At 65.4% G+C, this 25,595-nt stretch carries 23 protein-coding genes; 12 read left to right on the top strand and 11 right to left on the bottom strand.

Annotation, left to right across the window (positions count from 1 at the left end; all coding sequences use genetic code 11):
• Positions 1-121: 121 nt before the first annotated feature.
• The gene (locus tag ACQ4WQ_RS21125; protein WP_326456502.1) at positions 122-778 is read right to left on the bottom strand and encodes a hypothetical protein; all 657 of its coding nucleotides are present in this window, start codon (positions 776-778) and stop codon (positions 122-124) included.
• Positions 779-1,451: 673 nt separating this feature from the next.
• Here ACQ4WQ_RS21125 and ACQ4WQ_RS21130 point away from each other — a divergent pair.
• The 12 genes from ACQ4WQ_RS21130 (at position 1,452) to ACQ4WQ_RS21185 (ending at position 14,122) form a co-directional block, all read left to right on the top strand.
• The gene (locus tag ACQ4WQ_RS21130; protein WP_326456503.1) at positions 1,452-3,983 is read left to right on the top strand and encodes a M4 family metallopeptidase; all 2,532 of its coding nucleotides are present in this window, start codon (positions 1,452-1,454) and stop codon (positions 3,981-3,983) included.
• 242 nt (positions 3,984-4,225) lie between these two features.
• The gene (locus ACQ4WQ_RS21135) at positions 4,226-5,419 is read left to right on the top strand and encodes a type II secretion system F family protein (RefSeq protein WP_436499762.1); all 1,194 of its coding nucleotides are present in this window, start codon (positions 4,226-4,228) and stop codon (positions 5,417-5,419) included.
• Positions 5,420-5,429: 10 nt separating this feature from the next.
• Entirely contained in the window at positions 5,430-7,136 is a 1,707-nt protein-coding gene (locus ACQ4WQ_RS21140) for a GspE/PulE family protein (RefSeq protein ID WP_436499764.1), read from the top strand.
• Positions 7,123-7,911, top strand: a complete 789-nt coding sequence (locus ACQ4WQ_RS21145; RefSeq protein ID WP_436499766.1) for a hypothetical protein — start codon at positions 7,123-7,125, stop codon at positions 7,909-7,911. The genes ACQ4WQ_RS21140 and ACQ4WQ_RS21145 overlap by 14 nt, the downstream gene beginning before the upstream one ends.
• The gene (locus ACQ4WQ_RS21150; RefSeq protein WP_436499768.1) at positions 7,902-8,444 is read left to right on the top strand and encodes a hypothetical protein; all 543 of its coding nucleotides are present in this window, start codon (positions 7,902-7,904) and stop codon (positions 8,442-8,444) included. The genes ACQ4WQ_RS21145 and ACQ4WQ_RS21150 overlap by 10 nt, the downstream gene beginning before the upstream one ends.
• Positions 8,432-9,052, top strand: coding sequence for a type 4a pilus biogenesis protein PilO (locus ACQ4WQ_RS21155; RefSeq protein ID WP_436499770.1), 621 nt, complete (start codon positions 8,432-8,434; stop codon positions 9,050-9,052). The genes ACQ4WQ_RS21150 and ACQ4WQ_RS21155 overlap by 13 nt, the downstream gene beginning before the upstream one ends.
• Complete coding sequence (locus ACQ4WQ_RS21160; protein WP_436499772.1) at positions 9,049-9,588, top strand: hypothetical protein; 540 nt, start codon at positions 9,049-9,051, stop codon at positions 9,586-9,588. Before ACQ4WQ_RS21155 ends, ACQ4WQ_RS21160 begins: the two co-directional genes overlap by 4 nt.
• Complete coding sequence (locus ACQ4WQ_RS21165; protein ID WP_436499774.1) at positions 9,585-11,474, top strand: secretin GspD/PilQ domain-containing protein; 1,890 nt, start codon at positions 9,585-9,587, stop codon at positions 11,472-11,474. Before ACQ4WQ_RS21160 ends, ACQ4WQ_RS21165 begins: the two co-directional genes overlap by 4 nt.
• A complete protein-coding gene (locus ACQ4WQ_RS21170) occupies positions 11,471-11,941 on the top strand; it encodes a type II secretion system protein (protein WP_326456511.1) in 471 nt (156 codons plus the stop codon). Before ACQ4WQ_RS21165 ends, ACQ4WQ_RS21170 begins: the two co-directional genes overlap by 4 nt.
• A gap of 5 nt (positions 11,942-11,946) precedes the next feature.
• A complete protein-coding gene (locus tag ACQ4WQ_RS21175) occupies positions 11,947-12,330 on the top strand; it encodes a type IV pilin protein (RefSeq protein WP_230502007.1) in 384 nt (127 codons plus the stop codon).
• Positions 12,317-12,853 carry a type II secretion system protein gene (locus tag ACQ4WQ_RS21180; protein ID WP_436499776.1) on the top strand — a complete coding sequence of 179 codons (537 nt, stop codon included), beginning with the start codon at positions 12,317-12,319 and terminating at the stop codon, positions 12,851-12,853. Before ACQ4WQ_RS21175 ends, ACQ4WQ_RS21180 begins: the two co-directional genes overlap by 14 nt.
• 45 nt (positions 12,854-12,898) lie before the next feature.
• On the top strand, positions 12,899-14,122 hold the full coding sequence (locus ACQ4WQ_RS21185) for a M24 family metallopeptidase (RefSeq protein WP_436499778.1): 1,224 nt from the start codon (positions 12,899-12,901) through the stop codon (positions 14,120-14,122).
• A 110-nt stretch (positions 14,123-14,232) separates the two neighbouring features.
• On the opposite strand, the gene ACQ4WQ_RS21190 is transcribed toward ACQ4WQ_RS21185, so the two are convergent.
• The 10 genes from ACQ4WQ_RS21190 to ACQ4WQ_RS21235 all read right to left on the bottom strand — a co-directional run bounded on the left by ACQ4WQ_RS21190 (position 14,233) and on the right by ACQ4WQ_RS21235 (position 25,540).
• Positions 14,233-15,804, bottom strand: coding sequence for a methyl-accepting chemotaxis protein (locus tag ACQ4WQ_RS21190; RefSeq protein ID WP_436499780.1), 1,572 nt, complete (start codon positions 15,802-15,804; stop codon positions 14,233-14,235).
• 59 nt (positions 15,805-15,863) lie between these two features.
• Positions 15,864-16,271 carry a type 2 periplasmic-binding domain-containing protein gene (locus tag ACQ4WQ_RS21195; RefSeq protein ID WP_436499782.1) on the bottom strand — a complete coding sequence of 136 codons (408 nt, stop codon included), beginning with the start codon at positions 16,269-16,271 and terminating at the stop codon, positions 15,864-15,866.
• 10 nt (positions 16,272-16,281) lie between these two features.
• Positions 16,282-17,544 (bottom strand): hypothetical protein, encoded by a 1,263-nt coding sequence (locus ACQ4WQ_RS21200; protein ID WP_436499784.1) that lies wholly within the window; start codon positions 17,542-17,544, stop codon positions 16,282-16,284.
• Between the two features lie 357 nt (positions 17,545-17,901).
• Positions 17,902-19,377, bottom strand: a complete 1,476-nt coding sequence (gene iaaH, locus ACQ4WQ_RS21205; RefSeq protein ID WP_436499786.1) for an indoleacetamide hydrolase — start codon at positions 19,375-19,377, stop codon at positions 17,902-17,904.
• A 78-nt stretch (positions 19,378-19,455) separates the two neighbouring features.
• Positions 19,456-21,507 carry a phenylacetic acid degradation bifunctional protein PaaZ gene (gene paaZ, locus ACQ4WQ_RS21210; protein WP_436499788.1) on the bottom strand — a complete coding sequence of 684 codons (2,052 nt, stop codon included), beginning with the start codon at positions 21,505-21,507 and terminating at the stop codon, positions 19,456-19,458.
• 62 nt (positions 21,508-21,569) lie between these two features.
• Entirely contained in the window at positions 21,570-22,184 is a 615-nt protein-coding gene (paaY, locus tag ACQ4WQ_RS21215) for a phenylacetic acid degradation protein PaaY (RefSeq protein ID WP_046684302.1), read from the bottom strand.
• A gap of 9 nt (positions 22,185-22,193) precedes the next feature.
• Positions 22,194-22,925 carry an ABC transporter ATP-binding protein gene (locus ACQ4WQ_RS21220; protein ID WP_092796538.1) on the bottom strand — a complete coding sequence of 244 codons (732 nt, stop codon included), beginning with the start codon at positions 22,923-22,925 and terminating at the stop codon, positions 22,194-22,196.
• Positions 22,925-23,680: an ABC transporter ATP-binding protein gene (locus tag ACQ4WQ_RS21225; protein WP_070311613.1), complete on the bottom strand. Its 756-nt coding sequence runs from the start codon at positions 23,678-23,680 to the stop codon at positions 22,925-22,927. Before ACQ4WQ_RS21225 ends, ACQ4WQ_RS21220 begins: the two co-directional genes overlap by 1 nt.
• 1 nt (position 23,681) lies before the next feature.
• Positions 23,682-24,665: a branched-chain amino acid ABC transporter permease gene (locus tag ACQ4WQ_RS21230; RefSeq protein ID WP_436499790.1), complete on the bottom strand. Its 984-nt coding sequence runs from the start codon at positions 24,663-24,665 to the stop codon at positions 23,682-23,684.
• Positions 24,662-25,540, bottom strand: coding sequence for a branched-chain amino acid ABC transporter permease (locus ACQ4WQ_RS21235; RefSeq protein ID WP_034780386.1), 879 nt, complete (start codon positions 25,538-25,540; stop codon positions 24,662-24,664). The genes ACQ4WQ_RS21230 and ACQ4WQ_RS21235 overlap by 4 nt, the downstream gene beginning before the upstream one ends.
• Between the last annotated feature and the right edge of the window lie 55 nt (positions 25,541-25,595).

Consider the following 25,595-nt stretch of genomic DNA (forward strand, 5'->3'; position numbering starts at 1 on the left):
TGAAGGTGTTCCATTGACCGGTCTGCATGGAAGGCTCCCGTTTGTCTGCGATGCACAGTCAGACAGCAAGGACACAGGAAGATTCCCGGACTTCCCCTACTTAGCGGGGACAGAGCCTTTTTCATTGCGCGACGATTTTCGACAAGACGGAAAACGCGGCGCCCGTCTGCGACGCTTCCAGCAGCAAGGTCAGTTCCGTATACGTGCAAATGATGTTGATCAGGTTGATGCGCTCCCAGGCCAGTCGCTTGAGGATGGCGTGGTATACGCCCGGCGTATAGCAGGTTTCGACTGCCAGGTGCAGGGTCACGGCCGTCACCCTTTCCAGGCGCGCCAGTTCCTGCTCTTCGCCGAACACCTCTTCCACCAGCGCGTGCAGCGAACGGCTGCAGATCACCATCACCTCGTTGACGCCGCGCGTAATGGTGATGAACGTTCCCCGCTGGGGTGCTGCCAGCGCCAGCAACTGGCGCTGGCAGGCATACGTCTGGTCGGAATAGCGGTAGGTAAAAACCATCAATTCGCTGCGCGTGGACAGTTCCCCCGCGCGGTGCGCCAGCACGATCTCGCCGCTTTTCTGCTGCGGCATCCGCTCGGCCAGGCGGCGCAGCGCCATCACCACGGCGGCCTGCCCCACCGGTTTCCATAGGTCGGTCTGCAATTGCGGCTGCAGCTGGCGCGCCAGTTCCGACAGGTTGAGCAAGCCCCGGCCCAATCCCTCGCTGAGAAAGGCCGATTCCATCACGATCTGTTCCACTTTGGTCGCTATCGAAAGCATAGTTCTTCGGGCCGGTGATTCCGGTGCACGCACCAGGAGCCGGCAACCCTTCCTGAAAAAAAGATGCACTGCGCCAGCGGCCGCGCCGGATGGCGCGGTCGGACTCGCTGAAAAGACCCCCCTCGCGGGGGAAGAGCCGGCTAGCGGCGGCTAGGAAGGCGGATGCAGCATGAGTGCCGCTCCAGAGGGGAAATGGCTGAAATTAACAGCAGAAAACAGAACTGACGTCATGTGAAACTCCCGATTTTTTTCCCGATGCGCTGTATCTGGACGCGGTCATTGCCGCGTGCGCTTTTTTTGTCTTCGCGTGCGCCATTGGGGGCAATGCGAAGAGCTAGTGTAGATCGCAACATTTAGAAAAGGCAACAGTGTTTTTCCAACAGAGCGCGCCATTAGGGGAAGTAGTCCAAAACAAAAGTTGCAGCTTGTGGTAGATCAAACTTTCCAGCGATGCGACGCAGATAAATGTTCAATTCTTAACAAAAATTCGCGTAGTGACCCATTTCTTGAATTTTTTGACATGGCGATATCGACAAGTTTAGTGTCGCCCTACCCGGCGTCATGCCACCACAAAACGGCAGGCTATCCGCCCGCCGCCAGGCGCGCCGGGGTGGCCATCAGGCATCGCGGCCAGTTCATTCACCATTTCCTTAACCGATACCATGGAGCAGAAATGAATTTACGTTTGACGATAGTTGCCGCATCCATCGCCGCCCTGCCGCTGATGGCCACCACGGCCGACGCCGCCACGCCGCTGCCACAGACCCTGATGGCAGCCCCGGTCGCCCTGGCGTCTCCACAAGAGACCGCCAGCCTGGTCAACAAGCTGGCCGCGCAGGCACGCAGCCGCGGCCTGAATACCGAGCATGGCTTTGCCGTCGGCGCCCAGCATCCGGGCGTCAGCGGCACCCGCGTGAGCCGCGTACAGCACACCTACAAGGGCTTGCCTGTCTTCGGTTCCGAGACGGTAGTGGTCAGCAACAGCGCCGGCGACATCGTCAGCGAATCCGTGTCGGACCGCGCGTCCGGCCTCGGTAGCGGCGGCGTCAATTCCGTCACCCGCAGCGCCACCACCGATATCGATACCACACCGGCCGTCAGCGCCGCCGCCGCCATCGCCGCCGCCGTGAAAAGCATCGGCGTACCGGCCGTCGACCATGTGCCGCCGCATGCACAACTGCTGATCTACCCCGTCATGAAAACCGTGCGCGTAGCCGGCGCCGAGAACAAATCGGAAGCCGCGCTGAACGCCCTCGACGTGCAAGACGTGGTCGACCACTACGAGCTGGCCTATCTGGTGCAGACGCGCATGATCAGCGGCAGCAAGCCCGTCTACTACGACACCGTCGTCAGCGCCAAGGATGGCCGCATCCTGCGTCAATGGAAAGCCTTGAAAACCGTCGCCGGCATCGGCAACAGCCAGTACAACGGCCAGGTGCCGCTCAATACCACGCTCACCGGCAGCACCTACACCATGAAGGACCCCAGCCGCGGCACGGGCGGCAGCTTCGGCGGCATGGCCATCACGAATGCCAACCACGGCACCACCTCGGGCAGCGTGTACAGCAGCACCAGCAATACCTGGGGCGACGGCCAGCAGTACATCAGCGGCGGCAGCACCACCAACGCCAACGGCCAGACGGCGGCCGTCAACGCGATGTGGGGCCTGATGAACACCTACGACACGCACAAGAATGTGCTGGGCTGGTCCAGCCTGGACGGCAACAACACGGCCACCCACATCGCCGCCCACGTCAACACGGCCTACGACAACGCCTATTACGACAGCAACTGCAAATGCATGTACATCGGCGACGGCGGCAGCTCGTTCAACAACCTCGGTTCCATCGACGTGATCGGCCATGAGATGGGCCACGGCATCACGGACGCCACCTCGGGCCTGATCTACTCGCAGGAGTCGGGCGGCTTGAACGAATCGAGCTCGGACATCGCCGGCGAGATGGTGGAAGCGTATGCGCGCGCCGGCGGCACGGGCACCACGATTCCGAACACGGGCAACGATTGGATGACGGGCAAGGAGATCGCCAAGAATGGCCAGCCGCTGCGCTGGCTGTACAAGCCGAGCAAGGATGGCAGCAGCCCGAATGCGTGGAGCAGCACCATCAAGAACCTCGACGTCCACTACAGCAGCGGTCCGAACAACCGCATGTTCTACTTCCTGTCGCAAGGCTCGAACTCCACGTCCAGCAGCGATTACTACAGCTCCTACCTGAACAAAAGCCCGCTGGCCATGACCGGTATCGGCAGCGACAAGGCTTACCGCATCTGGTTCAAGGCCGCCACCACCAAGTTCACCTCGTCGACCAACTACGCCGACGCGCGCAACAAGGTACTGCAGGCAGCCGAGGAACTGTATGGCGTGGGCAGCGCGGAATCGATCGCCGTCAAGCGCGCGTATGCGGCCATCAACGTGGGCACCGACGTCGATGAATCGACGACGGGCGGCGCGGTGACCATCACCAGCCAGCCGGCCAGCATCACCGTCGCACCGGGCGCCACCGCCTCGTTCGCCGTGGGCGCGGGCGGCGGCACGGCGCCGTACACCTACAAGTGGTACCGCAATGGTGCCGTGATCAGCGGCGCCACATCGCCGGCCTACAGCTTCACGGCCGCGGCGACCGACAGCGGCGCCGTCTTCAAGGCCACGGTGACGGATTCCTCGTCGCCCGCCGTGACGGCCACGTCGAACAACGCCACGCTGACGGTGGGCACCAGCAGCGCCACCGAACGCGTGACGAACGGCGGCTTCGAAGCCGGCGCCACGGGCTGGAGCGGCACCACGGGCGCCATCGGCACGTTTACGGGGCAAACCGCGTACGAAGGCACGCAGTACGCCTGGCTGGGCGGCAATGGCGTCACGGCCAGCGAATCGCTGACGCAAAGCGTGGCCATTCCGGCCGCCGCCACGTCCGCCAGCCTGAGCTTCGCGCTGCATATCGACACGGCTGAAACGGGCAATACCGTGTACGACAAGCTGGTCGTCACCGTGAAGAACAGCGCCGGCACGGTGCTGGGCACCCTGGCCTCGTACTCGAACGTGAACAAGGCGGCCGGCTACCAGATCCGCACCTTCGACCTGATCGCCTACAAGGGCCAGACCGTGCAGATCTCGTTCGCCGCCACCGAGGATGCGTCGCTGCAAACCTCGTTCGTGATCGACAAGGTCAGCCTGGTTACCCAGTAAGCGGCTGAGATGCGGGCAAGCCACCGATTCACGGCTTGCCCGCACAGCACGATTGATTTCCTGGCAATTCCAGTCTACCCTGAGGCAGTGATTGCCTCTTGCCTGCTGCCGGTACCCGCGACGAATTGAACTTTTTTTGGATGGTTCCTGACCGATGCCTACTTCGACCTTGTCCGCACGCGCTTTCCCCCATTCCAGCCTGTCCATTTTTACGCCTGCCACCATGCTCGCCTGAGCCGGCCATGCAGTTCCACCTCCAGGTGCAGGGCCCGGCGGGCAGCCAGGCGCTGGCCATCGACGCCGCCAGCGAGGCCGAGGCGATCCGCGCGGCCGTGCGCGGCGGCTGGCGCGTGCTGGCCGTCGACGACGGCGCCGCGCAGGACGCGGGTGTCGCGCTGCGCCCCGGCAAACAGGGCCTGCCCCTGCTGCAATTCAGCCAGGAGCTGCTGGCCCTGCTCGAAGCGGGCCTGAACCTGGGCGAGGCCATGGCCACCCTGCACAACAAGGAAACGCGCCCGGGCGCGAGGAGCACCCTGGCCGCCATCGTGCTCACCCTGCAGCAGGGACAAAGCTTCTCCGACACCCTGGCCGATTTCCCCGACATCTTCCCCGACATTTACATCGCCACCGTGCACGCGGCCGAACGCTCGGGCAACCTGCCCGAGGCGCTGGCCCGCTTCGTCGCCTACCAGCTGCAGTTCGACGCCATCCGCAAAAAACTCATTTCCGCCGCCATCTACCCGTGCATGCTGCTCGTCGTCGGCGGCCTGGTGACCCTGTTCCTGCTCGGCTACGTGGTGCCCAAATTCAGCGTCGTCTACGAAAGCTCGGGCCGCGAGATTCCCTGGATGTCGCAGATGCTGCTCGGTTTTGGCCAGACCCTGGCCGCGCATCCGCTGCTGTGCGCCGGCGCGCTGGCCGCGGCCGTCGGTGCCGCGGTCTTCGGCATCGCCAACCGCGCCATGCGCATGGCGCTGGTGCTGCGCCTCTTGCGCCTGCCCGTGCTGGCGGAGAAGGCGGCCGAATTCCGCCTGGCCCGCTTCTACCGTGCCCTGAGCCTGCTGCTGCACGCGGGCATCCCGCTGCACAAGGCGCTGGCCATGGTCGGCCCCATGCTGCTGCCGGCGCAGCAGGAGCAGCTGGCGCAGGCGCGCCGCGCGGTGCAGGAAGGCATGCCGTTTTCCACCGCGCTGGAACAGGCCGGCATGGCCACGCCGGTGGCGCAATCGCTGCTGAAGGTGGGCGAGAACACGGGCCGCCTGGGCGACATGCTGGAACGTTCGGCAAAATTCCACGACGAGGAATTCGCCCGCTGGGTGGACTGGGCTTCGCGCCTGCTCGAGCCGCTCTTGATGACCATCATCGGCGTCGTGATCGGCGGCGTGGTGGTGCTGATGTACATGCCGATCTTTGAACTGGCGGGGAGCTTATCTTGAAGGTCATGCCATGAACGCACGCGACGAAGAACGGGCCGTGCTCGATGCGGCCATGCTGCGCCGCGCCCACGCCAGCGCGCTGGAACAGGGCCGTCCGCAAATGGCCGTGCTACAGGAAACGGCGGCCCTGCCGCCCGAGGTCTTTTTGCGCCAGCTGGCCGCCCTGTTCCGCTATCCGGCCTGGACGATGGCCGAACTGCAGGCCGCCCTGCCCGCCTTTGCCCTGCTGCCCTATACCGATTGCGCCCAGCGCGACTGCGTGCTGCTGCAGCCCGATGCGCCGGGTGCGCCGCCCGTGCTCGTCATCGGCAATCCCTTCAGCGAGGACCTGCTGCAATGGGCCGACTTCGCCCTGTCCACGCCCTTCACGGTGGCGCTGGCGCATCCGGACGACCTGGCCGCCTATCTGCTGCAGCAGGAAAGCGTGCAGCAGGCGATGCAGGAGATGCAGCACCAGGATGACGACAGCGATGTACCGGGACTCGACCAGAGCATCGAGGATATCTCGCTCATCCGCATCAGCGAAGACAGCAGCCCCGTGGTCAAACTGGTGAACTCCACCATCTACGATGCCCTGAAATTCCAGGCCAGCGACATCCACCTCGAATGCGACGTGGCCAGCCTGGTCATCAAATACCGCGTCGACGGCGTGCTGGTGCAGGCGGGCCAGGTGCAGGGGCTGCAGATGGCCGAACAGATCATCTCGCGCATCAAGGTCATGGCCGATCTCGACATCGCCGAGCGCCGCATCCCGCAGGATGGCCGCTTCAAGGTGCGCGTGAAGGGGGCGGAAATCGACTTTCGCGTTTCCATCATGCCCAATATCTTTGGCGAGGATGCCGTGCTGCGCCTGCTCGACCGGCGCGCGCTGACGGAGGCGGCGCAGGCGCTGCGCCTGGAAAGCCTGGGCCTGAACGAGGACGCCATCGAACAGATCCGCCGCCTGGCCGCCAAGCCGCACGGCATGCTGCTGGTGACGGGGCCCACCGGTTCCGGCAAGACGACCACCCTGTACGCGGCCATCACGGAAATCAACACGGGCCGCGACAAGATCGTCACCATCGAAGACCCCGTCGAATACCGCTTGCCACGCGTGCTGCAGATTCCCGTCAACGAAAAAAAGGGACTGACGTTCGCGCGCGGCCTGCGCTCCATCCTGCGCCACGATCCCGACAAGATCATGATCGGCGAAATCCGCGACGACGAAACGGCGCAGATCGCCGTGCAGGCCGCGCTCACGGGCCACCTGGTATTTACCACCGTGCACGCGAACAACGTGTTCGACGTGGTCGGCCGCTTCCTGCACATGGGTGTCGATGCCTACAGCTTTGCGGCGGCCCTGAACGGCATCGTGGCACAGCGCCTGCTGCGCCTCAATTGCGCCCATTGCGCCGTCGACGCCAGCGCCGAGGTGCTGGCCGACGCACAGCAGCTGCGCGACAGCGGCCTGGCCCTGCACCAGGTGCAGGACTGGCAATTCATGACCGGCAAGGGCTGCGGCCACTGCCGCGGCACCGGCTACAAGGGCCGCAAGGCCGTCGCCGAGGTCTTGATGCTCAGCGATACGATGCGCGAAATGATCTGCACGCGCGCGCCCCTGAGCCAGATGAAGGAAGAGGCGGCGCGCAACGGTTTCCGCCTGGCGCGCGAAGCGGGCCTGGACCTGGTGCGGCGCGGCGAAACCACTTTAGCGGAGCTCAATCGTGTCACTTATTGAACGCCTTACCCGCGCCACCGTGTGCCTGCACCTGGCCCCGCACGGGCTGCACGGCGTGCTGCGCCGCGCCGGCCGCCCCCTGCCCGACAGCGCCTTCCACCTGCCCATTGCGAATCCCGACGCCAGCTGGGAAGTGGCGCTGGCCGCCCTGCGCGGCTGGCTCGAACACGATGGCGGCAAAAAACTGCCGCTGGCCGTCAGCCTGGCCAGCCGCTGGTGCGCCATGCTGATGGTGCCGTGGAGCGGCGCCCTGCTCGACCGGAACAGCGCACAGCGCTTCCTGCACAGCCAGTTCGGCGCCGTGTATGGCGAAGGCGCGCGGACCTGGCGCCTGGCCGCCGACGATGCACCTTACGGCATGCCGCGCCTGGCCTGCGGCATCGATGCGGCCCTGCTGCAAGGCGTGCAGGACGCGGCGGCCGCGCATGGCCGGCGCTGCCTGTCCATCGAACCGATCGCCGGACCGGCCTGGCGCAGCATCGCCGGGGAAAAACCCGCCGCCTTCGCCCTGGTGGAAGCGGGACGGCTGCTGCTGGCAACGACGAGCGGCGGGCGCATCACGGCCCTGCACAGCCAGTCCTGCGCCGCAGCCTGGGGCGATGAACTGGACCGGGCATGGCGGCGCTGGAACTTGCGCGCGCCGCAGCTCGACGCCATCGAACACGTGGCCCTGATCGACTTGAGCGGCGTGCCGCAGGCGAACGTGCCAGAACGCTTCGTGCCCATCGCCGTGGCCGGCCCCGCCCACCTGATGCGGGAGGCCGCATGGGCCTGAGCCGCCTGGAATTCCTGCCGCCCGGCGCCGCGCAGACGTTCAAGGGCTGGCGCCTGGCCCTGTGCCTGGCGGGCGCCTTGATGCTGCTGCCGGCCGCCGTGTACTGGCTGGTGCAGGCGCAGGAAACGCGGCGCCTGGAGGCGCAACTGGCGCAGCTGCAGCCCGCGCCTCCCGTGCGTGCTCCGCTCTCGGCAACCCAGCAGCGCGAGAGCGACATCGAACTGAAACAGGTGGCCGCCGCCGTGCGCCAGCTCAACCTGCCCGTCACGCGCCTGGTCAGGACGGTGCAGGCGCCGCGCGACGTGCGCATCGCCCTGCTGGGGCTGGACCTGAATGCGCAGCAGGGACAGGATGGAGCCAGCGTCCTGAAGATCGCCGCCGAAGCGGAAACGCCGCAGGACATGCTCAACTACCTGGCCTTCCTGAACCAGCAGCCCATGTTCGGCTCCGTGTATCTGCTCAAGCACGAGATGAACGCCAACGCACCCGAACACCCGTACCGTTTTCAGCTGGAGGCGCAATGGCGGCAATAAAACCCGCGTTCAAAGCCGGCGCACCCGTGGCCCGTCCACGCCTGCAGCTGCGCATGCCGCCGCGCCTGCAGTGGGAAGCGCAACGGCTATGGCGTACCCTGGGCTGGCCTTGCGCCATCGGCGCGGCCTGTCTGGCGCTGGCCGCTTTCGCCCTGCGGCAGGGCGATGCGCTGGCCGCACGCCAGAAGCAACTGGTGGCGCAACTGGCCGCAGCGGCCAGACAGTCGGCGCTGCCGCCAGCGGTCGTCACGCTCGATGCCGATGCGGACAGCCTGGCCGCCTTTCACGCCTACCTGCCCGCGCACGACAGCATTCCCGACCAGTTGAAGGCATTGCTGGAGGTGGCGCAAAAGAGCGGCGTCACCCTGGCCAAGGCCGACTACAAGCCGCAGGAAGACGGCAACACGGCCTTTTTGCGCTACCAGATCACCTTGCCCGTGAAGGCCGAATACGCGCAGCTGCAAACCTTTATCGTCGACGCCCTGCAGGCGCTGCCCACCCTGACGCTCGACTCCGTGCTCTTCAAGCGCGAACAGATCGAAGCGGGCGAGATCGATGCGCGCATCCAGTTCATCCTGCTGGTGAAAAAGGCGGAGGTGCGCCGATGAAAAAAGCCGTACTGGGAAGCGCCGCCGTGGCGACCTTGCTGGCCGCCCTCTTCGCCCCCGAAGACGAAGGCAGCATCGTGGGGCCGGCCACGGCCACCACGCGCCAGGTGGAGCGGGTGGCGGTCGCGCCTCTCGCTGCAGCCACTGCCGCTGCGCCAGCCAATCGCGCGCTGGCCATCGAACCGCGCCGGGCGCTTGAGGACGACGAAGCGGCCACCCTGTTCGCCAAGCAGAGCTGGCAGCCGGAGACGCCGAAAAAGATCATGCTCGACCAGCAGGCGGCCCAGGCCGCGCTGCCCGCCGCCCGCGTCGATGCGAACGCGCCGCCACCGCTGCCCTTTCAATTCCTCGGCCGTTTCGTCGACGAAGGCAAGGCGGCCTACTTCCTGCAGGCGGGCGAACGCAACGTGGTGGCGCGGCCAGGCGACACGCTCGAAGAGCGCTACCGCTTCGACGGCGTGGTGCAGGGCGCCCTGCAATTTACCTATCTGCCGCTCAACCTGAAACAGACACTCGCCGTAGGGGATCTCAATTGAAACGACGCGCCGCACGTAAGTCACGCACTGTCATCGCCCTGCTGCCGATGCTGTCCCTGCTGGCCGCCTGCGCCGGCAACCAGGCCTACAAAGATGGCCAGGCCATGCTGGGCGCCGGCCGCACGGAACAGGGCCTGGCCCTGCTGGAACAGGCGGCGCAAGCCGAACCGACCAACGCCAAGTACCGCATCGCCGTCACGAATGGCAGGATGCGCGCGCTGAACAAGCTGAATGGCGCAGCGGAAGCGCTGCGCCAGCAGGGCAAGCTGCCCGAAGCGCAAGCGCTGTACCAGCAGGCACTGGCGCTGGACGCCAGCAACGACGTGGCGCAGCGGGGCCTGGCTGGCGTGGCGCAGGAGGAACGGCACCGCAAGCTGGTGCAGGAAGCGCAGGCCAGCTACCAGCGCGGCGGCGAAGCGAATATCGCGCAGGCGCAGGAAGCCTTGCGCCAGGTGCTGCAGGAACGCCCCGCGCAGCGCGAGGCGCTGGCCCTGAAAAGCCGCATCGGCGACGCGCAGGCCAGCGCCCGGCCGGCCGGCGGCAAGCTGGCGGCCGCCTACCGCAAACCCGTGACGCTGGAATTTCGCGACGCGCCGCTGCGCTCCGTGTTTGACTTCATCAGCAAGGTGTCGGGCCTGAACTTCGTCTTCGACAAGGAAGTCGACTCGGCCCTGCGCGCCACCATTTCCGTGCGCGACACCAGCATCGAAGAGGCGATCGCCATGCTGCTGGGCGCCAACCAGCTCGAGCAAAGCGTCACCAGCGACAAGTCGATCACGATCTACCCGAACACGCCGCAAAAGGTGAAGGATTACCAGCAGCTCGTGGTGCGCACCTTCTTCCTCGCCAATGCGGACGTCAAGACGGTGGCGTTTTCCATCAAGACCCTGCTCAAGGCCAAGGACGTCGTCACCGACGAGCGCCTGGGCATCATCATGCTGCGCGATACGCCGGAAATGGTGCGCATGGCCGAACGCATCATCAACGTGCAGGACCTGGCCGATCCGGAAGTGATGCTGGAAGTCGAGGTGCTGGAAGTCAAGCGCACGCGCCTGATGGAACTGGGCGTGCGCTGGCCCGACCAGGCCAGCCTGACCCTGGCCGGCGTCGGCAGCGGCTTGGGCGGCCTGAAGGTGGCCGACCTGCACCGCATCAATGGCGAGAATATCAACCTGGGCATCGGCGGCGTCACTCTCAACGCCAACAAGACGGACAGCGACAGCAATATCCTGGCCAACCCGCGCATCCGCGTGCGCAACAAGGAAAAGGCGAAGATCCTCATCGGCGACCGCGTGCCCGTCATTACCGTCACGACGAATAATGGCGTCAGTTCCGACAGCGTCAATTACATCGACGTGGGCCTGAAACTCGACGTGGAGCCGAACGTCTACCTGGACGATGAAGTGGCCATCAAGATCAACCTGGAAGTATCGAACGTCGTCAAGGAAGTGATCAGCAAGACGGGCACGCAGGCTTACCAGATCGGCACGCGCAGCGCCTCGACCGTGCTGCGTTTGAAAGATGGCGAGACGCAGGTGCTGGCGGGCCTGATCAGCGACGAGGACCGGGGCACGGCCAACAAGGTGCCGGGCGTGGGCGAACTGCCCGTGCTGAACCGCCTGTTCGGTAGCCAGAAGGACGACGCCATGCGCAGCGAGATCGTGCTGTCGATCACGCCGCGCCTGCTGCGCAGCATCCGCCGCCCGGACCTGATGACGGCCGAGTTCAATTCCGGCACCGAGGCGTCCGTGGGCGGGCGCGCGAGCGTGGGCGGCACACAGGAAGCCGTCGCCGCGCCAGAGCAAGCCCCGCCGCGCGCCGGCTCGCCCATGACGGGCGGCGACGAAGCGCCCGCCGCCGACAAGACAAGCAAAGGTGGCCAGTGAAGCATAAAGGCTTTACCTTCATCGAACTGATGATCACCCTGGCCATCATGGCGACCCTGGCCACGGTGGCCGTGCCGATGGCGCAGGTGGCCTTGCAACGGGCGAAGGAGCAGGAACTGCGCAGCGCCCTGATCGAGATGCGCGAAGCGATCGACGCCTACAAGCGCGCTTCGGACAATGGCCGCATCAAGCTGTCGCTGGGCGCATCCGGCTATCCGAAAAAACTCGAGGAACTGGTCGAGGGCGTGCCCGACCAGCGCAGTCCATCAAAACAGAACATCTATTTCCTGCGCCGCCTGCCGCGCGACCCGTTCCAGCCCAGGGAAGCCGGCAGCGCGGCTGACAGCTGGAGCAAGCGCGCCTATGCCTCGCCGCCCGACAATCCCAGCGAAGGCGAAGACGTGTTCGACGTCGCCTCGCGCTCGACCAAGGTGGGCCTGAACGGCGTGCCGCTCAATCAATGGTGACCGCCATGCATACCCCGACCATACGCCGCGGCTTTACCCTGGTCGAACTGCTGGTGGTGCTGGCGATCATCTCGCTGCTGCTGACGATCGCCATCCCCCGCTATTTCGGCTCGGTGGAAAAATCGAAGGAAGTGGCCCTGAAGGAAAATCTGCAGGTGCTCAGGAGCGGCCTCGATAAATACTATGCCGACAAGGGAGAATACCCGGCCGCGCTGGCCGACCTGGTGACCCACCATTACTTCCGCAGCGTGCCGCTGGACCCTGTCACGGAGTCGGCCGCCACCTGGCAGCTGATCCCTTCGCCGAATGGCGAGATCGGCGGCGTGGCCGACGTGCGCAGCGGCGCCAAGGGCAAGACGCGCGAGGGTATTCCTTTTGAACAGCTCTAGTTTCCGGCGCGGCGCACGGGGCTTCGCGTATATCTGGACCCTGATGCTGGTGGCCTTCATGGGCGTGGGCCTGGTGCTGGCCAGCGAACTGCTTGCCACGGCCGCGCGGCGCGAGAAGGAACGCGAGCTGCTGTTCATCGGCCATGAATTCCGCAACGCGCTGGGCCGCTACTACGACAGCACGCCGGCCGACGGGCGGCCCCGCTATCCCTTGACCCTGCAGGAACTGCTGCGCGACCCGCGCTTTGCCAACGCCCGGCGCCATTTGCGCCGACTGTATGCGGATCCCGTCACGGGCAAGGTGGAATGGGGCCTGCTGCGGCAAGAGGGACGCATCGTCGGCATCCATTCGCTGTCGCCGCAGCTGCCCATCAAGCAGGACAACTTCCTTGACGAAGACGCCAGCCTGCGCCGCAAGCAGCGCTACGCGGACTGGCAATTCACCTATCCGCACGACCTGGTGCTGGCCACGCCCGACGCGGCCGGCGGCGCGCCCGGCCTCAAGCCGAAAGGCGCGAACTGATATCATGCCCGCATTCCATATTCAGCATCGAGCAAAGGAGCAGGCATGAACATAGGTGGCACTTCCATCGAACAGGCATTGGCATCGCTGTCGGACATGACGGGCGGCATGGTCGCCATCGGCAAGGACGAGCATGCGCAACGCATCGCCAGGGCGCAAGCGTTCATGCGCGAACAGGGCATCGCCGCCATCTACCTGAACGCGGGCGCCAACCTCACCTATTTCACGGGCACCAAATGGTATGCCAGCGAACGCATGGTGGGCGCCATCCTGCCGGCCAGCGGCGACATCGAATACATCGCCCCCGCCTTCGAGGAAAGCACCCTGCAAGGCTTCATGCTCATCGAGGGCCGTGTCAACTGCTGGGAAGAGCATGAAAGCCCGTACCAGCTGTTCGTCGACGTATTGGCGCGCATGGGAATCGCCCAGGACGCGCATCAGCCGCCGCGCGTGGGCATCTGCGAAAGCGCCGCCTTCTTCATCTACGACGGCATCCGGCCACTGGCCGCCGGCTACGCGCTGGAAAACGCGCGCGCCGTCACGGCGTACTGCCGCAGCCGCAAGTCGGCGGCGGAAATCGCCCTGATGCAGCGTGTGATGGACATGACCCTGGCCGTGCATGTGGCCACGGCCAGCATGCTGTATGAAGGCATCACGACGGTGGAAGTGGAGGAATTCATCCAGCGCGCGCACCGCAAGGTAGGCGCGCCCCGCTCGTACTTCTGCATCGTGCTGTTCGGCGAGGCGACCGCCTATCCGCATGGCGTGAATTACGTGCAGACCCTGAAGGCGGGCGACACGGTGCTGATCGACACGGGCTGCCAGGTGATGAACTACATCTCCGACATCACGCGCACCTATGTTTTCGGACAGATCAGCGAGCGCCAGCGCAGCGTATGGAACAGCGAAAAAGCCGCGCAAGCTGCCGCATTCGCGGCCGCCCGGCTGGGCGTACCGTGCGGCGACGTGGACCGCGCCGCTCGCGTCTCGCTGGAAGCGGACGGCTTCGGCCCCGGCTACAAGCTGCCCGGACTGCCGCACCGCACGGGCCACGGCATCGGCCTCGATATCCACGAATGGCCTTACCTGGTAGGCAACGACACGACGCCGCTCGACGTGGGCATGTGCTTCTCGAACGAGCCGATGATCTGCATCCCCGGAGAATTCGGCATCCGCCACGAAGACCATTTTTACATGACGGAAAACGGTCCGCGCTGGTTCACGCAGCCGGCGCACAGCATCGACGATCCGTTCGGCTTGCGCGCGTAAGCTGGTGCTCCTGTGTTGGATTACGCTGCGCTAATCCAACCTACGCATGCGCCAATGCCCGGCAGGTCGGATTGGCGGGGCCGCCGAGGCGCATGGCGCGTCATCCGACGTCACCGCAACGCCAGGTAGGTCGGATTAGCGCGCAGCGCGTAATCCGACACAGTACCCTGCGCCAGCTTGAACACGGCCAGCGCCGTACCCAGTTGCACGGCCTGTTCCTGCAGCGATTCGGCCGCCGCCGACGCTTCTTCCACCAGCGCGGAATTTTGCTGCGTCATCTGATCCATGCTGCCGATGGCCACACCGATGTCGCCGATGCCGGCGCTCTGCGCCTGGCTCGCGGCGCTGATCTCGGCCATGATGTCGGCCACCTTTTTCACGGAATCGACGATCTGGCCCATGGTCAGACCCGCTTCGTCCACCAGCTTCGAGCCGACATTCACCCTGGCCACCGAATCGCCGATCAATTGCTTGATCTCGCGCGCCGCTGCCGCGCTGCGCTGCGCCAGGTTGCGCACTTCGGACGCCACCACGGCAAAGCCCCGCCCCTGTTCACCGGCGCGCGCCGCTTCCACGGCCGCATTCAAGGCGAGGATATTCGTCTGGAAGGCGATGCCGTCAATGACGCCGATGATGTCGACGATGCGTTTCGATGCATCGTTGATCTCGCCCATGGTGGTCACCACCTGGCTGACCACCTGCCCGCCCTTCACGGCAACCGACGATGCCGACACCACCAGCGCATGCGCCTGCCCCGCGTTGGACGCGTTGTCGCGGACGGTGGAAGTCAGGCTGTCCATGCTGCGCGCCGTCTGATCCAGGCTGCCCGCCTGCGATTCCGTGCGCGCAGCCAGGTCCGCATTGCCCTGGGCGATTTCCGCGCTGGCCACCTGGATGGTTTCGGCCGACGCCTTGATATCGGAAACCATGCCGCCGAGCTTGGCGCGCATGTCCTTCAGCGCCGCCAGCAGGCTGTCCTGGTCGCCCGCCTCGGTCACGATGTGCATCGAGAGGTCGCCATCGGCCACGGCGCGCGCGATCTGGCGCGCATATTCGGGTTCGCCGCCCAGCTGCTGCCAGATGGCGCGCACGACGAAATGCGACACGGCCACCAGGCAGACGATGACGGCCAGCGCCACGGCGATGCTGGTGTTGAGCGCATTGCGCACATTGGCCGCGCTGCGCTCGATGCCCTGCTTGAACTGCACTTGCGCCTGTTCGTTGGTCTTTGCCAGGTCGGCATTGAGCACCGCCAGCGCGCCCTGCATGCGCGCCACGGTCGCCTGCGGGTCGCCCTCTTCCATTTCCAGCATGATGCGCGCCGCGCTCAGGGCCGGCGCATAGTAGGCATCGAATTCCTTGGCCAGCCGCGCACCGTGCTCGCGCTGGCCAGGGATCGCCGCAAAGTCGCCCAGCCTGGCGCGCAGCTTGACTGCCTGGCCGCCGACTTGTCCGATGCGTTCCTTGTCGCCTTCGCTGACGGCATCGCGCAGGGCGTCGCCGACGGCGGCCACGTCCAGGGTCAGCGACTTGGCCAGGTCGAGCACGGGATAGTCCGCGCTTTCCGTGGCGTGGATGGAATTGAGCGTGGCCGTGGACAGATAGGCGCTGACGGCCAGCCCCAGCCCGAAAATCACGGCCGAGACGACAGGCAGCGCCCATATCTTGCGTTTGATGCTCATTGCTGTCTCCTGATGGTATGTGTACCGGGCCGCCGCATGGCGCGCGGCCCGGGCCGGCTTTATGGCGCCGTCAGCACCACTTTGACGGTGCCGTCGACGGCACTCTTTTCGATATAGCCGATGGCTTTCGGATCGGCCGCGACGGCCTTCTTCACGTCGGCGCTATTGGCCACTTCCTTCGGCAAGGTCGCCTTGCCCGTAAAGACCAGCTTGGACCACAGGGCCTTCGCTTGCGATGGCTCCTTGTCCGCCACTTTCTTGTAGAACTCGACACGCACGGGGGCGCTTTCCGGCTGGTCGATCGGCGTCATGGCCGTCGATTTACCGAGAAAAAATTGCGCTACCTGTTCGTTCGTCATGGCGCCGGCGGCGCTCTTCGGATTGACCACCACGACCACTTCGGCCATGGCGGGAACAGCGCTCGACAGCGCCAGCAAGGCTGCCACATTCAAGATCAATGGTTTCATGCGGCGCTCCTTAGAAAACGAAATCGATGGAGGCCGCGGCCACCGTGACGGGGCCATGGAAGCCTGGCTTGGCTTGCACGAACAGGCCCGGGCCATTCTTCGGCTTGATGCGGTCGATCTGCAGTTTCAGCGCGGCCGAACGGTGGAAGTCCCAGCGCACGCCGATGCTGTCCGTCGATTGCTCCAGCTGGTTGCGCATGGTGGCCAGGGTGTCGACGCCGGCCGACAGCGCGCGCAGGGTCGGCGTGCAGGCGGCCGGATAACCGGCCGGGCAGGCAGCCGGCACGGTGTTGTTCACGCGGCCATCGGCCTTCAGGCTGGCGTGGCTGTAATAGGGCAGGAAGGCGCCGATGCGGTAGCCGCCCATCACGTACCACGAGGTGCTGTCGCTGACGTAGCTGTCCGTCTTGCGCTGCGCATATTCGGACTGCAGCAGCACGTTGTTCCAGTCCAGGCCCAGGCCCACGGACGTGAACGACGCCTTCTTGTCCTTGACTTCCAGCGCATCGGCCAGCTCGCCCAGCTGGGCGATCCTGTAGCCGCTGCCGGCCGCGCGCAAGCTGCCCATCAAGGTATTCAGGCTGGGCGAATCGTTGATCGTCAGCCTGGTCTCGGCCCGGCCGAAACGCACGGTGACGGGACCATGTTCGGCCACCACGTTGAGGGCGACGATGGACTTGCCTTCCACCTGCACGGTCGAAGCGGGACCCGTGGCCAGAGTGGCCTTGGTGCGGCCCAGCGCCAGTTGCGTGGTGATGCTGGTGTCGCCCGCGCTGAACTGGTAGGTGCCGTCGATGCCGTCGATGCTGTTCAGGGGAACCTGCGAATACATTTCGCCGGGCGGGCGCAGCATGGTATTGGCATAGCCGACGTTGCGGTAATCGGAAATCATGAAGACGGGCAGGCCCATGCGGCCGATGCGCACGCTGAAGCTGTCCGATACCTTGGCCTTGGCAAAGGCCCACGCCAGTTCGGCGCCAACATCATCCTCGCCATCCTTGCGCGCCAGTCCCTGCACGGTGGCCGACAGCCACGGGTTGACGGTGACATTGGCCTGCAGGCCCAGGTTGGAATCGACACCGGTGCGGGCGGTGCGGCCGGCGCCGGCGGCCTGATTCGGGCGCGCGAACTGCGCGCTGTCGGTATCGGCCATGGTCAGGGCGGCACTGCCGTAGCCGCTGATCTTGACCGCGGGGCCGGTGACCTCTTCGGCATAGGCATGGCTGATGGCCAGGGGCATGGCCAGCAGGAAAATCAGGACGTGTTTATTCATAGTAATTAAATACCCGTAGCGGTGAACGTGGATTGGGCTCGAGGTCGTTGGCTCACCGGCCGTAAAAGGCCGGGTCCGTTTTTTCTGCGCCGCCAGCGCGGCGTGGAGCGTGCTTGGCGGTGTGACCAGTGAGTAAAACCATGCTACAGAGAAAAGGTTTTACGTTGGAAAGTTTTCTTGAGGCAATGCGCGATTTCACCGATTTTGAAGGAAAAAGCACGCATTCTAGAGGGGTTTATCTAAATAGCACGCCGCGCAAAACCACACATTCGCTATATTTTTCATGCACTTGTGGATAGTTCAGCGGGCAGGAAGCGCTGGCGCCCGACCTGGCGCGCCAGTACGTTCGCTATCGCGTCAAGTGCACGCCGACGGCGCCGGCAAGGTGCCGAACAGCCCCTCGAGCGACAGGCCGATGGCCAGCAGCCGGCTGTCGCTGCCCAGCGGCCCATCGATCTCCATCCCCACCGGCAGACCGGCTGCCGTCATCCCCGCCGGCAGCGACAAACCGGGAATGCCCGCATTGCTGGCCGGGTCCGTATTGCGGATCAGGGTGGTGAACGCGTCGCCGGCCGCGCCACCGGCCACCGCGATCGTCGACGAGCCATGCACGCCGTCGATGGGCACGGCGCACACGGGCGTGGTGGGGAAAAAGATCGCGTCCAGCCGGTGCCGCGCGAAATAGTCGCGGTACAGCGCCTGCAGGCGGGGCCGCTGCACCTGCAAGGCATCGGGATACGCGGCGCCAAACGCATCGGCGATGATGGCGCCAAACGCGTGCCCTACGTCCGGGCTGGCCACCTGCGCGGCGATATCGTCCAGCGTGATTTGCGCGCCGCTGGCGGCCAGGTAGGCGGGAATCGCCTGGCGCGGCTCATGCAGCGCCAGCGGGAACGACACCTTGCCGTTCACCGCCATCACGTCTTCCATGCCGATATCGACCAGCACCACGCCCGCCTGCGCCAGCGTCTCCCTGGCTTGCGCCATCACGGCCGCCACGTCGGCGTCCAGCGGCTGCCAGAAGGCGGCCGGCACGCCGAAACGCAAACCAGCCAGCGGCTCCGGCGACGGCACGGGAAGACCGGACAGCACGCTGTCGAGCAGGGCCACGTCGGCCACCGTGCGCGCCATCGGGCCCACCGTGTCGCGCGTGTGGCTGATGGGGACCGTGCCGCCGGAATCGTAGCGGCGCTGTATGCCGCCATCGCCCACGGACGGGCGCAAGCCAACGATGCCGCACAGGGCGGCCGGCACCCGCGTGGAGCCGCCCGTATCCGTGCCCAGGCCTGCCGGCGCGATGCGCGCGGCGATCGCCGCCGCCGTGCCGCCGGAAGAACCACCGGGGATGCGCGCGCTGTCATACGGGTTTTTCACGTGGCCGGCAAAACTGGAAAAATTCGTGCTGGTGGCGCCAAACGCCAGTTCATGCATGTTCGCCTTACCCAGGATAATGGCGCCCGCGTCCAGCAGGCGCTGCACGCTGGGCGCGTTCACGGCCGGATGCCAGTCGCGCAAGGCCGGCGTGCCGGCCGTCGTCGGCATGCCGCGCGCGTCGATATTGTCTTTGACAACGATGGGCAAGCCGGCCAGCGGCGGCAAGGCGTGGCCCGCCGCGCGCGCCGCAGCGACCTGCGCGGCGGCGTCCAGCGCGGCAGCCGCATTGACCGTGATCAGGCTGTTCAAGCCGGCTTGCGCGCGGGCCTGCGCCAGCAGCGTATGCATGTAGTCGACGGCGCCCAGGCTGCCATTGGCGATGGCGGCAACGGCATCGCTGGCGCTCAGGGCCAATTGCGCCTGCACGGCGATGGAAGGTTGATCGTCTGCCTTGCTCATGATATCTCTCCAAAAAAAATGCGCCGCCCACGCGTACATCGCAGGCGGCGCCGGTCAAACCTGTCCTGCCAATGTGGCTTACTCGCGCTTGGAGACCAGGGTCAGGATGTCGTAGCTGGCCACCAGTTCCTCGTTCTGGTTCGTCACCTGCACGTCCCACGCGACCACGCCCTGGCCCACGCCAAACACGTCCTTGCGGTTGCGGTCGACCTTGCGCTTGCACGTCAGGCGCGCGCGGATGGTGTCGCCGATGGCCACCGGCGCGACGAAGCGCAGGTTGTCCAGGCCGTAGTTGGCCAGCACGGGACCGACGCCGGGCGAGACGAACAGGCCGGCAGCGGCCGACAGCACGAAGTAGCCGTGGGCGATGCGCTTGCCGAACTGCGATTCCTTGGCCGCGATTTCATCGAAGTGCATGTAGAAGAAATCGCCCGAGATGCCGCCGAAGGCGACGATGTCCGCTTCGCTGACCGTGCGGCGGTGCGTCAGCAGCGAGTCGCCCGTCTTCAAATCCTCGAAATGCTTGCGGAACGGGTGGATCGGGCTTTCGTTGACGTCCGCGCCGCGCACGTATTCGCCGGTGATCGCCGCCAGCATGGTCGGCGAGCCTTGCACGGCCGCCCGTTGCAGATAGTGGCGCACGGCACGCACGCCGCCCAGCTCCTCGCCGCCTCCCGCGCGGCCAGGACCGCCGTGCTTCAGCTGCGGCAGGGGCGAGCCATGGCCCGTCGAATCGACGGAGGCCACGCGCTCGAGCACATGTACGCGGCCATGCGTGGCCGCCACTTGCGGCACCACGCGCGCGGCGATCTTCGGATCGCGCGTCACCAGGGTGCTCACCAGGCTGCCCTTGCCGCGAGCGGCCAGGGCCAGCGCTTCGTCGATATCGTGGTAGCCCATCATGGTGCTGACGGGGCCGAACGCTTCCACGTCATGCACGGCATCGTTGCCGAAAGCATCGCGGCACATCAGCAAGGTCGGCGAGAAGAAGCTGCCGTCTTGCGCGCCATCGCCGAGCGGATTGAAACCGTCGGCCGCGCCGAACACCACTTCGTTACCCTGCGACAGCGTGGCAACACGTTCAGCCACGTCGTTCTGCTGCTCTTTCGACGCCAGCGCGCCCATGCGCACGCCTTCGATGGACGGGTCGCCCACCACCACCTTCGCCAGGCGCTCGCGCAGGCGCGTGCCGACGGCGTCCATCAGGTGCTCGGGTACGATGATGCGGCGGATCGCCGTGCACTTCTGGCCCGACTTGCCCGTCATCTCGCGCACGACTTCCTTGACGAACAGATCGAATTCCACGTCGTCGGGCGTGACGTCCGGTGCCAGGATGGCGCAATTGAGCGAATCCGCTTCGCCGTTGAACGGCACGGATTGGGCGATCAGATTCGGGTTCGTGCGCAGCTTGGCGGCCGTGACGGCCGATCCCGTGAACGTGACGAAATCCTGGCCATTCAGGCGGTCCAGCAAGTCGCCCGTGGAACCGATCACCAGCTGCAGACTGCCGGCCGGCAGCAAGCCCGATTCATGCATCATGCGTACGACGGCCTGCGTCAGATAGCTGGTCGCCGTGGCCGGCTTGGCGATGCAGGGCATGGCCGCCAGGAAGCTGGGGGCGAATTTTTCCAGCAGACCCCAGATGGGGAAATTGAAGGCGTTGATGTGCACGGCCAGGCCGCCGCGCGGCACCAGGATGTGCGTGCCGGCGAAACCGCCTTTTTTTCCGAGCGCGATGGCCGGGCCTTCATGCAGCACGTTCGACGACGGCAGCTCGTTGCTGCCCATGCTGGCGTAGGCGAACAGGGTGCCCGTGCCGCCTTCGATGTCGACCCAGCTGTCGGCGCGCGTGGCGCCCGAAAGGTGCGAGATCGCATACAGTTCTTCCTTGCGCTCGACCAGGTACAGGGCCAGCGCCTTCAGGCGCGCGGCGCGCTGCTGGAAATCCAGCGCCATCAGGCCCGGCACGCCCGTCTTGCGCGCATACGTGACGGCTTCGTCGAAGTCGATCTTTTCCGCATGCGTGTGATAGATGACGCGGTTGTTCAAGGCGCTGTGCAGGGGCACGGCGGCGCTTTCGCCCAGCCAGCGGCCGGCGATCAGGCTTTGCAGGGTGGATATGTGAGCCATGTGGTTTCTCCGTTAGGGGTCAGAACCGTCGGGTTTGACCCCAGCATTTAAAGGGTTAAAGGTTATTGCGCGGCAGCGTTCTTGTGCAAATGCAGCGGCAAGGCCGATTCGAAATTGAGGCGCTGGCGGTTCGCCTCGACTTGCGTCAGGGCTTCCACCTCGCGCATCGTCTGCATCGAGCGCACGGCCAGTTCGTGGTACTGGCCCGTGCCCGAGCTTTTCCATTTGATTTCATCGTCGGTCAGCGCGCGGATGATCTTGGCGGGCGTGCCCACGACCATGCTGCGCGGCGCGACGATCATGCCCGCCTTGACGAAACTCATGGCGGCGACGATGGATTCCTCGCCGATGACGGCGTTGTCCATCACCACGGCGTTCATGCCAACGAGCGCGTTGCGGCCGATGCGGCAGCCGTGCAGCACGGCGCCATGGCCGATATGGCCGTCGACCTCGACCACCGTGTCGCAGCCGGGAAAGCCGTGCATGACGCAGGTATCCTGCAGGTTCGCCCCCTCTTCCAGGATCAAGCGGCCGAAGTCGCCGCGGATCGAGGCCAGCGGACCGATATAGCAGCGCGGACCGACGATCACGTCGCCGATCAGCACGGCCGACGGGTGCACATAGGCGCTGGGGTGGACGACGGGGGTGACGCCGTTGATTTCGTAGACTTTGACCATACAGACTCCTTACATGCCCAGATAGGCGCTTTGTACCTGCTCGTTATGCAGCAATTCGGGACCGGGACCGGACAGGGTAATCGCGCCCGTCTCGATCACATAGCCCACGTCGGCGATCGACAGGGCAGCGTGCGCGTTCTGCTCGACGAGGAAGATGGTGATGCCCTGGTCGCGCAGCTCGGCCACGATGCGGAAGATTTCCGCGATCAGGAGCGGCGCCAGGCCCATGCTCGGCTCGTCGAGCAGCAGCAGTTGCGGGCGGCCCATCAGCGCGCGCGCCATGGCCAGCATCTGCTGCTGTCCGCCGGAGAGCGTCCCGGCCAGCAGCAGGCGCTTTTCCTTCAGGATCGGGAACAGGCCGTACATGCGCTCCATGTCGCCGGCCACGTCCTGTGCGGGACGTGTAAACGCGCCCAGGCGCAGATTGTCTTCCACCGTCATGGGGCCGAACACTTGCCGCCCTTCCGGCACCTGGCAGATGCCGCTGCGCACGCGCTTGTCGGCGCTCATGCGGCTGACGTCCTGGCCAGCGAAGGCGATGCTGCCGGCGCTGATCGGCTGCACGCCGGAGATCGCCCGCAGCAAGGTCGTCTTGCCGGCGCCATTCGCGCCCACCAGCGCCACCAGCTGGCCCTGGCGCACTTGCAGGTCGATGCCGTGCAGGGCCTGGATGCGGCCGTAATGGCTGGTCAGGCCGGCGATATCGAGCACCAGCGGTGTCTGAGGTTTTTCCATCTTCATCATGCCGCCACTCCCAGGTATGCCGCCACCACGTCGGGGTTCGCGCGCACCTCGGCGGCGGTCCCTTCGGCCAGCTTCTTGCCATAGTCGAGCACCAGGATATGGTCCGACAAATTCATCACCAGTTTCATGTCATGCTCGACCAGCACCACCGTCACGCCCGATTGCGCCACCTTGCGGATCAGGGCTTCGATCTCGCCCGTCTCCGTGTGGTTCAGGCCCGCCGCCGGTTCATCGAGCAGCAGCACTTTCGGCTTGGCCGCCAGCGCGCGGGCGATCTCCAGGCGCTTTAACGCGCCATACGACATCTGCCCCGCCTCGTCATCGATATGCCGGCCCACGCCGACAAACTCCATCAGCCCCGCCGCCTCGTCGCGGCAGGCCGCGTCCGCGCGGCGCACGGACGGCAAACGCAGCATGGAGGCGAACAGGTTCTGGTTCAGGCGCAGGTGTGCACCCACCATCACATTGTCGATGGCAGTCATGTTCATGCACACCTGCAGGTTCTGGAAGGTGCGGCTCATGCCGCGCCGCGCCAGCGCATCGGGCGACATGGCGGCCACGTTCTCGCCATTGAGCAGGATCTCGCCTTTGGTCGGCGTGTAGACACCGGTGATCAGGTTGAATAGCGTCGTCTTGCCGGCGCCGTTCGGCCCGATCACGGAGTGGATATTGCCTTCCTTGACGGTAAAGCTCACATCCTGCACGGCATGCACACCGCCGAAGCTCTTGCTCAGGTTGTTAATCGTCAGCATCTCACACCTCCCGTGCGGATTGAGGCGGTGCTTTCGGCGTAGCCGAACGCTTGCGCGAACGGCTGGCCAGGCTCGGTACCAGGCCCTTGGGCATGAAGATCATGGTCGCCATCAGGATCACGCCGAAGACCACCGTTTCCCAGCCTTCAAAACTGGACAGCAGTTGCGGCAAGACCGTCAGCAGCGCGGCGCCGATGATGGAACCGAAGATCGACGCCATGCCGCCCACCACCACCATCGTCACCAGCTCGATCGAGTGGAAGAAGCCGGCCAGGTTGGGCGTGATGAAACCGATGTAATGGGCGCTGATGCTGCCCGCGATGCTGGCAATCACCGCCGACAGCACGAACACGCGCACCTTGAAGCGCGTCGTGTCGACGCCGACCACGCGGGCCGCCACTTCCGAACCGTGGATGGCCTGCAGCGCGCGGCCGACGGGCGAATCGATGAGGTTCAGGGCCAGCCACGTGACCAGCAACAGCAGCACGGCGCACACCAGGTACCACGATTTTTCGCCGGCGATTTCCAGGCCGGCGACACTGAAGGCGGAGACGCCAATGCCGTCCGGACCGCCCGTCCATTGCGTCTCGTTGTTGATGACGATGGAAATGATGATGCCCAGTCCCAGCGTCGCCATGGCCAGCGTATGGCCCTTGAGTTTCAGTACAGGACGGGCCAGCAGCAGCGCCAGCAGGCCCGTAGCGAAGGCGCCGGCGGCCAAGGCGGCCAGCGGCGGCCAGCCATAGTGCGTGGTCAGCACGGCCGACGCATACGCGCCCAGGCCATAGAAGCCCGCGTGACCGAGGCTGATCTGGCCCGTATAGCCCATCAAGAGGTTCAGGCCGATGACGACAATGGCGTTGAGGGCGATGCGGATCGCCACGTCATAATAGAATGCATTGCTGAGGAACAGGGGCAGGATGGCCAGCACCAGGGCCAGCACCAGCAAGCCGCCATGGCGCGAGCGGGTAAGGAAATTCTTCATACACGCTCCGAATTTTTAGCGCCAAACAAGCCTTGCGGCAGGAAGAACAGGATCAATAGAATCAGCACGAACGGGACCGCGTCCTTGTAGGCCGACGAGATGTAGCCGGCCGTCATGGCTTCGGCGATGCCGAGGATCAGGCCGCCGGCAATGGCGCCCGCGCCGCCACCGAGGCCGCCGAGGACGGCGGCGACAAAGCCTTTCAGGCCCAGCATGATGCCCGCGTCATACGAGGTGTAGGTGATCGGTGCGACCAGGATGCCGCCCGCCGCGCCCAGCAGGGCCGACAGGCCGAACGAGAACAGCAGCACCTTGCGCGTGTTGATGCCCACCAGTTGCGCGGCCAGCTTGTTGTGCGAGGTGGCCAGCATGGCCTTGCCCATCAGCGTGCGGCCGAAGAACCAGCCCAGCACCAGCACGATGACGACGGTCACGCCCAGCACCCACAGGCTTTGCGGCAGCAGGCTGGCGCCCAGAAATTCGATCGGCGCGTCGCCGGAAAAGGCCGGCAGCGAGTGCGTATCCTTGCCCAGCCAGATTTGCACAAGGCCGCGCAGCACCAGCGAGGCGCCGATGGTAATGATCAAGAGGGTGATGACCTGCGCGTTTTGCGCCGGCTCGATCACGGTTTTTTCCATCAACAGGCCAACGATACCGGTGGCGATGACGGCCAGGATGATGGCCAGCGGCAGCGGCACGCCGGCGGCCGACATCACGGCGGCCAGCATCCCGCCCAGCATGATGAATTCGCCCTGGGCGAAATTGATCACGCCGCTGGTGTTGTAGATGATGGTAAAGCCCAGCGCCGCCAGCGCGTAGGCGGAACCGACCGTCATCCCGGAATACAGAAATTGTAGAAATTGAGCGACTTCCATGGTGTCTCCATTATGTTCGGCTATGCGCGGGCCGCCTTCGAGGGCGGCCTCGCGC

The organism is Janthinobacterium goodfellowi (assembly GCF_051380695.1).
Classification (GTDB): domain Bacteria; phylum Pseudomonadota; class Gammaproteobacteria; order Burkholderiales; family Burkholderiaceae_D; genus Janthinobacterium.

Excerpts from the sequence above, each read along its gene's own strand:
- ACQ4WQ_RS21125 (WP_326456502.1), bottom strand. The coding sequence starts at position 778 with ATGCTTTCGATAGCGACCAAAGTGGAACAGATCGTGATGGAATCGGCC.
- ACQ4WQ_RS21130 (WP_326456503.1), top strand. The coding sequence starts at position 1,452 with ATGAATTTACGTTTGACGATAGTTGCCGCATCCATCGCCGCCCTGCCG.
- ACQ4WQ_RS21135 (WP_436499762.1), top strand. The coding sequence starts at position 4,226 with ATGCAGTTCCACCTCCAGGTGCAGGGCCCGGCGGGCAGCCAGGCGCTG.
- ACQ4WQ_RS21140 (WP_436499764.1), top strand. The coding sequence starts at position 5,430 with ATGAACGCACGCGACGAAGAACGGGCCGTGCTCGATGCGGCCATGCTG.
- ACQ4WQ_RS21150 (WP_436499768.1), top strand. The coding sequence starts at position 7,902 with ATGGGCCTGAGCCGCCTGGAATTCCTGCCGCCCGGCGCCGCGCAGACG.
- ACQ4WQ_RS21155 (WP_436499770.1), top strand. The coding sequence starts at position 8,432 with ATGGCGGCAATAAAACCCGCGTTCAAAGCCGGCGCACCCGTGGCCCGT.
- ACQ4WQ_RS21160 (WP_436499772.1), top strand. The coding sequence starts at position 9,049 with ATGAAAAAAGCCGTACTGGGAAGCGCCGCCGTGGCGACCTTGCTGGCC.
- ACQ4WQ_RS21175 (WP_230502007.1), top strand. The coding sequence starts at position 11,947 with ATGCATACCCCGACCATACGCCGCGGCTTTACCCTGGTCGAACTGCTG.
- ACQ4WQ_RS21185 (WP_436499778.1), top strand. The coding sequence starts at position 12,899 with ATGAACATAGGTGGCACTTCCATCGAACAGGCATTGGCATCGCTGTCG.
- ACQ4WQ_RS21190 (WP_436499780.1), bottom strand. The coding sequence starts at position 15,804 with ATGAGCATCAAACGCAAGATATGGGCGCTGCCTGTCGTCTCGGCCGTG.
- ACQ4WQ_RS21195 (WP_436499782.1), bottom strand. The coding sequence starts at position 16,271 with ATGAAACCATTGATCTTGAATGTGGCAGCCTTGCTGGCGCTGTCGAGC.
- ACQ4WQ_RS21200 (WP_436499784.1), bottom strand. The coding sequence starts at position 17,544 with ATGAATAAACACGTCCTGATTTTCCTGCTGGCCATGCCCCTGGCCATC.
- iaaH (WP_436499786.1), bottom strand. The coding sequence starts at position 19,377 with ATGAGCAAGGCAGACGATCAACCTTCCATCGCCGTGCAGGCGCAATTG.
- paaZ (WP_436499788.1), bottom strand. The coding sequence starts at position 21,507 with ATGGCTCACATATCCACCCTGCAAAGCCTGATCGCCGGCCGCTGGCTG.
- paaY (WP_046684302.1), bottom strand. The coding sequence starts at position 22,184 with ATGGTCAAAGTCTACGAAATCAACGGCGTCACCCCCGTCGTCCACCCC.
- ACQ4WQ_RS21220 (WP_092796538.1), bottom strand. The coding sequence starts at position 22,925 with ATGAAGATGGAAAAACCTCAGACACCGCTGGTGCTCGATATCGCCGGC.
- ACQ4WQ_RS21225 (WP_070311613.1), bottom strand. The coding sequence starts at position 23,680 with ATGCTGACGATTAACAACCTGAGCAAGAGCTTCGGCGGTGTGCATGCC.
- ACQ4WQ_RS21230 (WP_436499790.1), bottom strand. The coding sequence starts at position 24,665 with ATGAAGAATTTCCTTACCCGCTCGCGCCATGGCGGCTTGCTGGTGCTG.
- ACQ4WQ_RS21235 (WP_034780386.1), bottom strand. The coding sequence starts at position 25,540 with ATGGAAGTCGCTCAATTTCTACAATTTCTGTATTCCGGGATGACGGTC.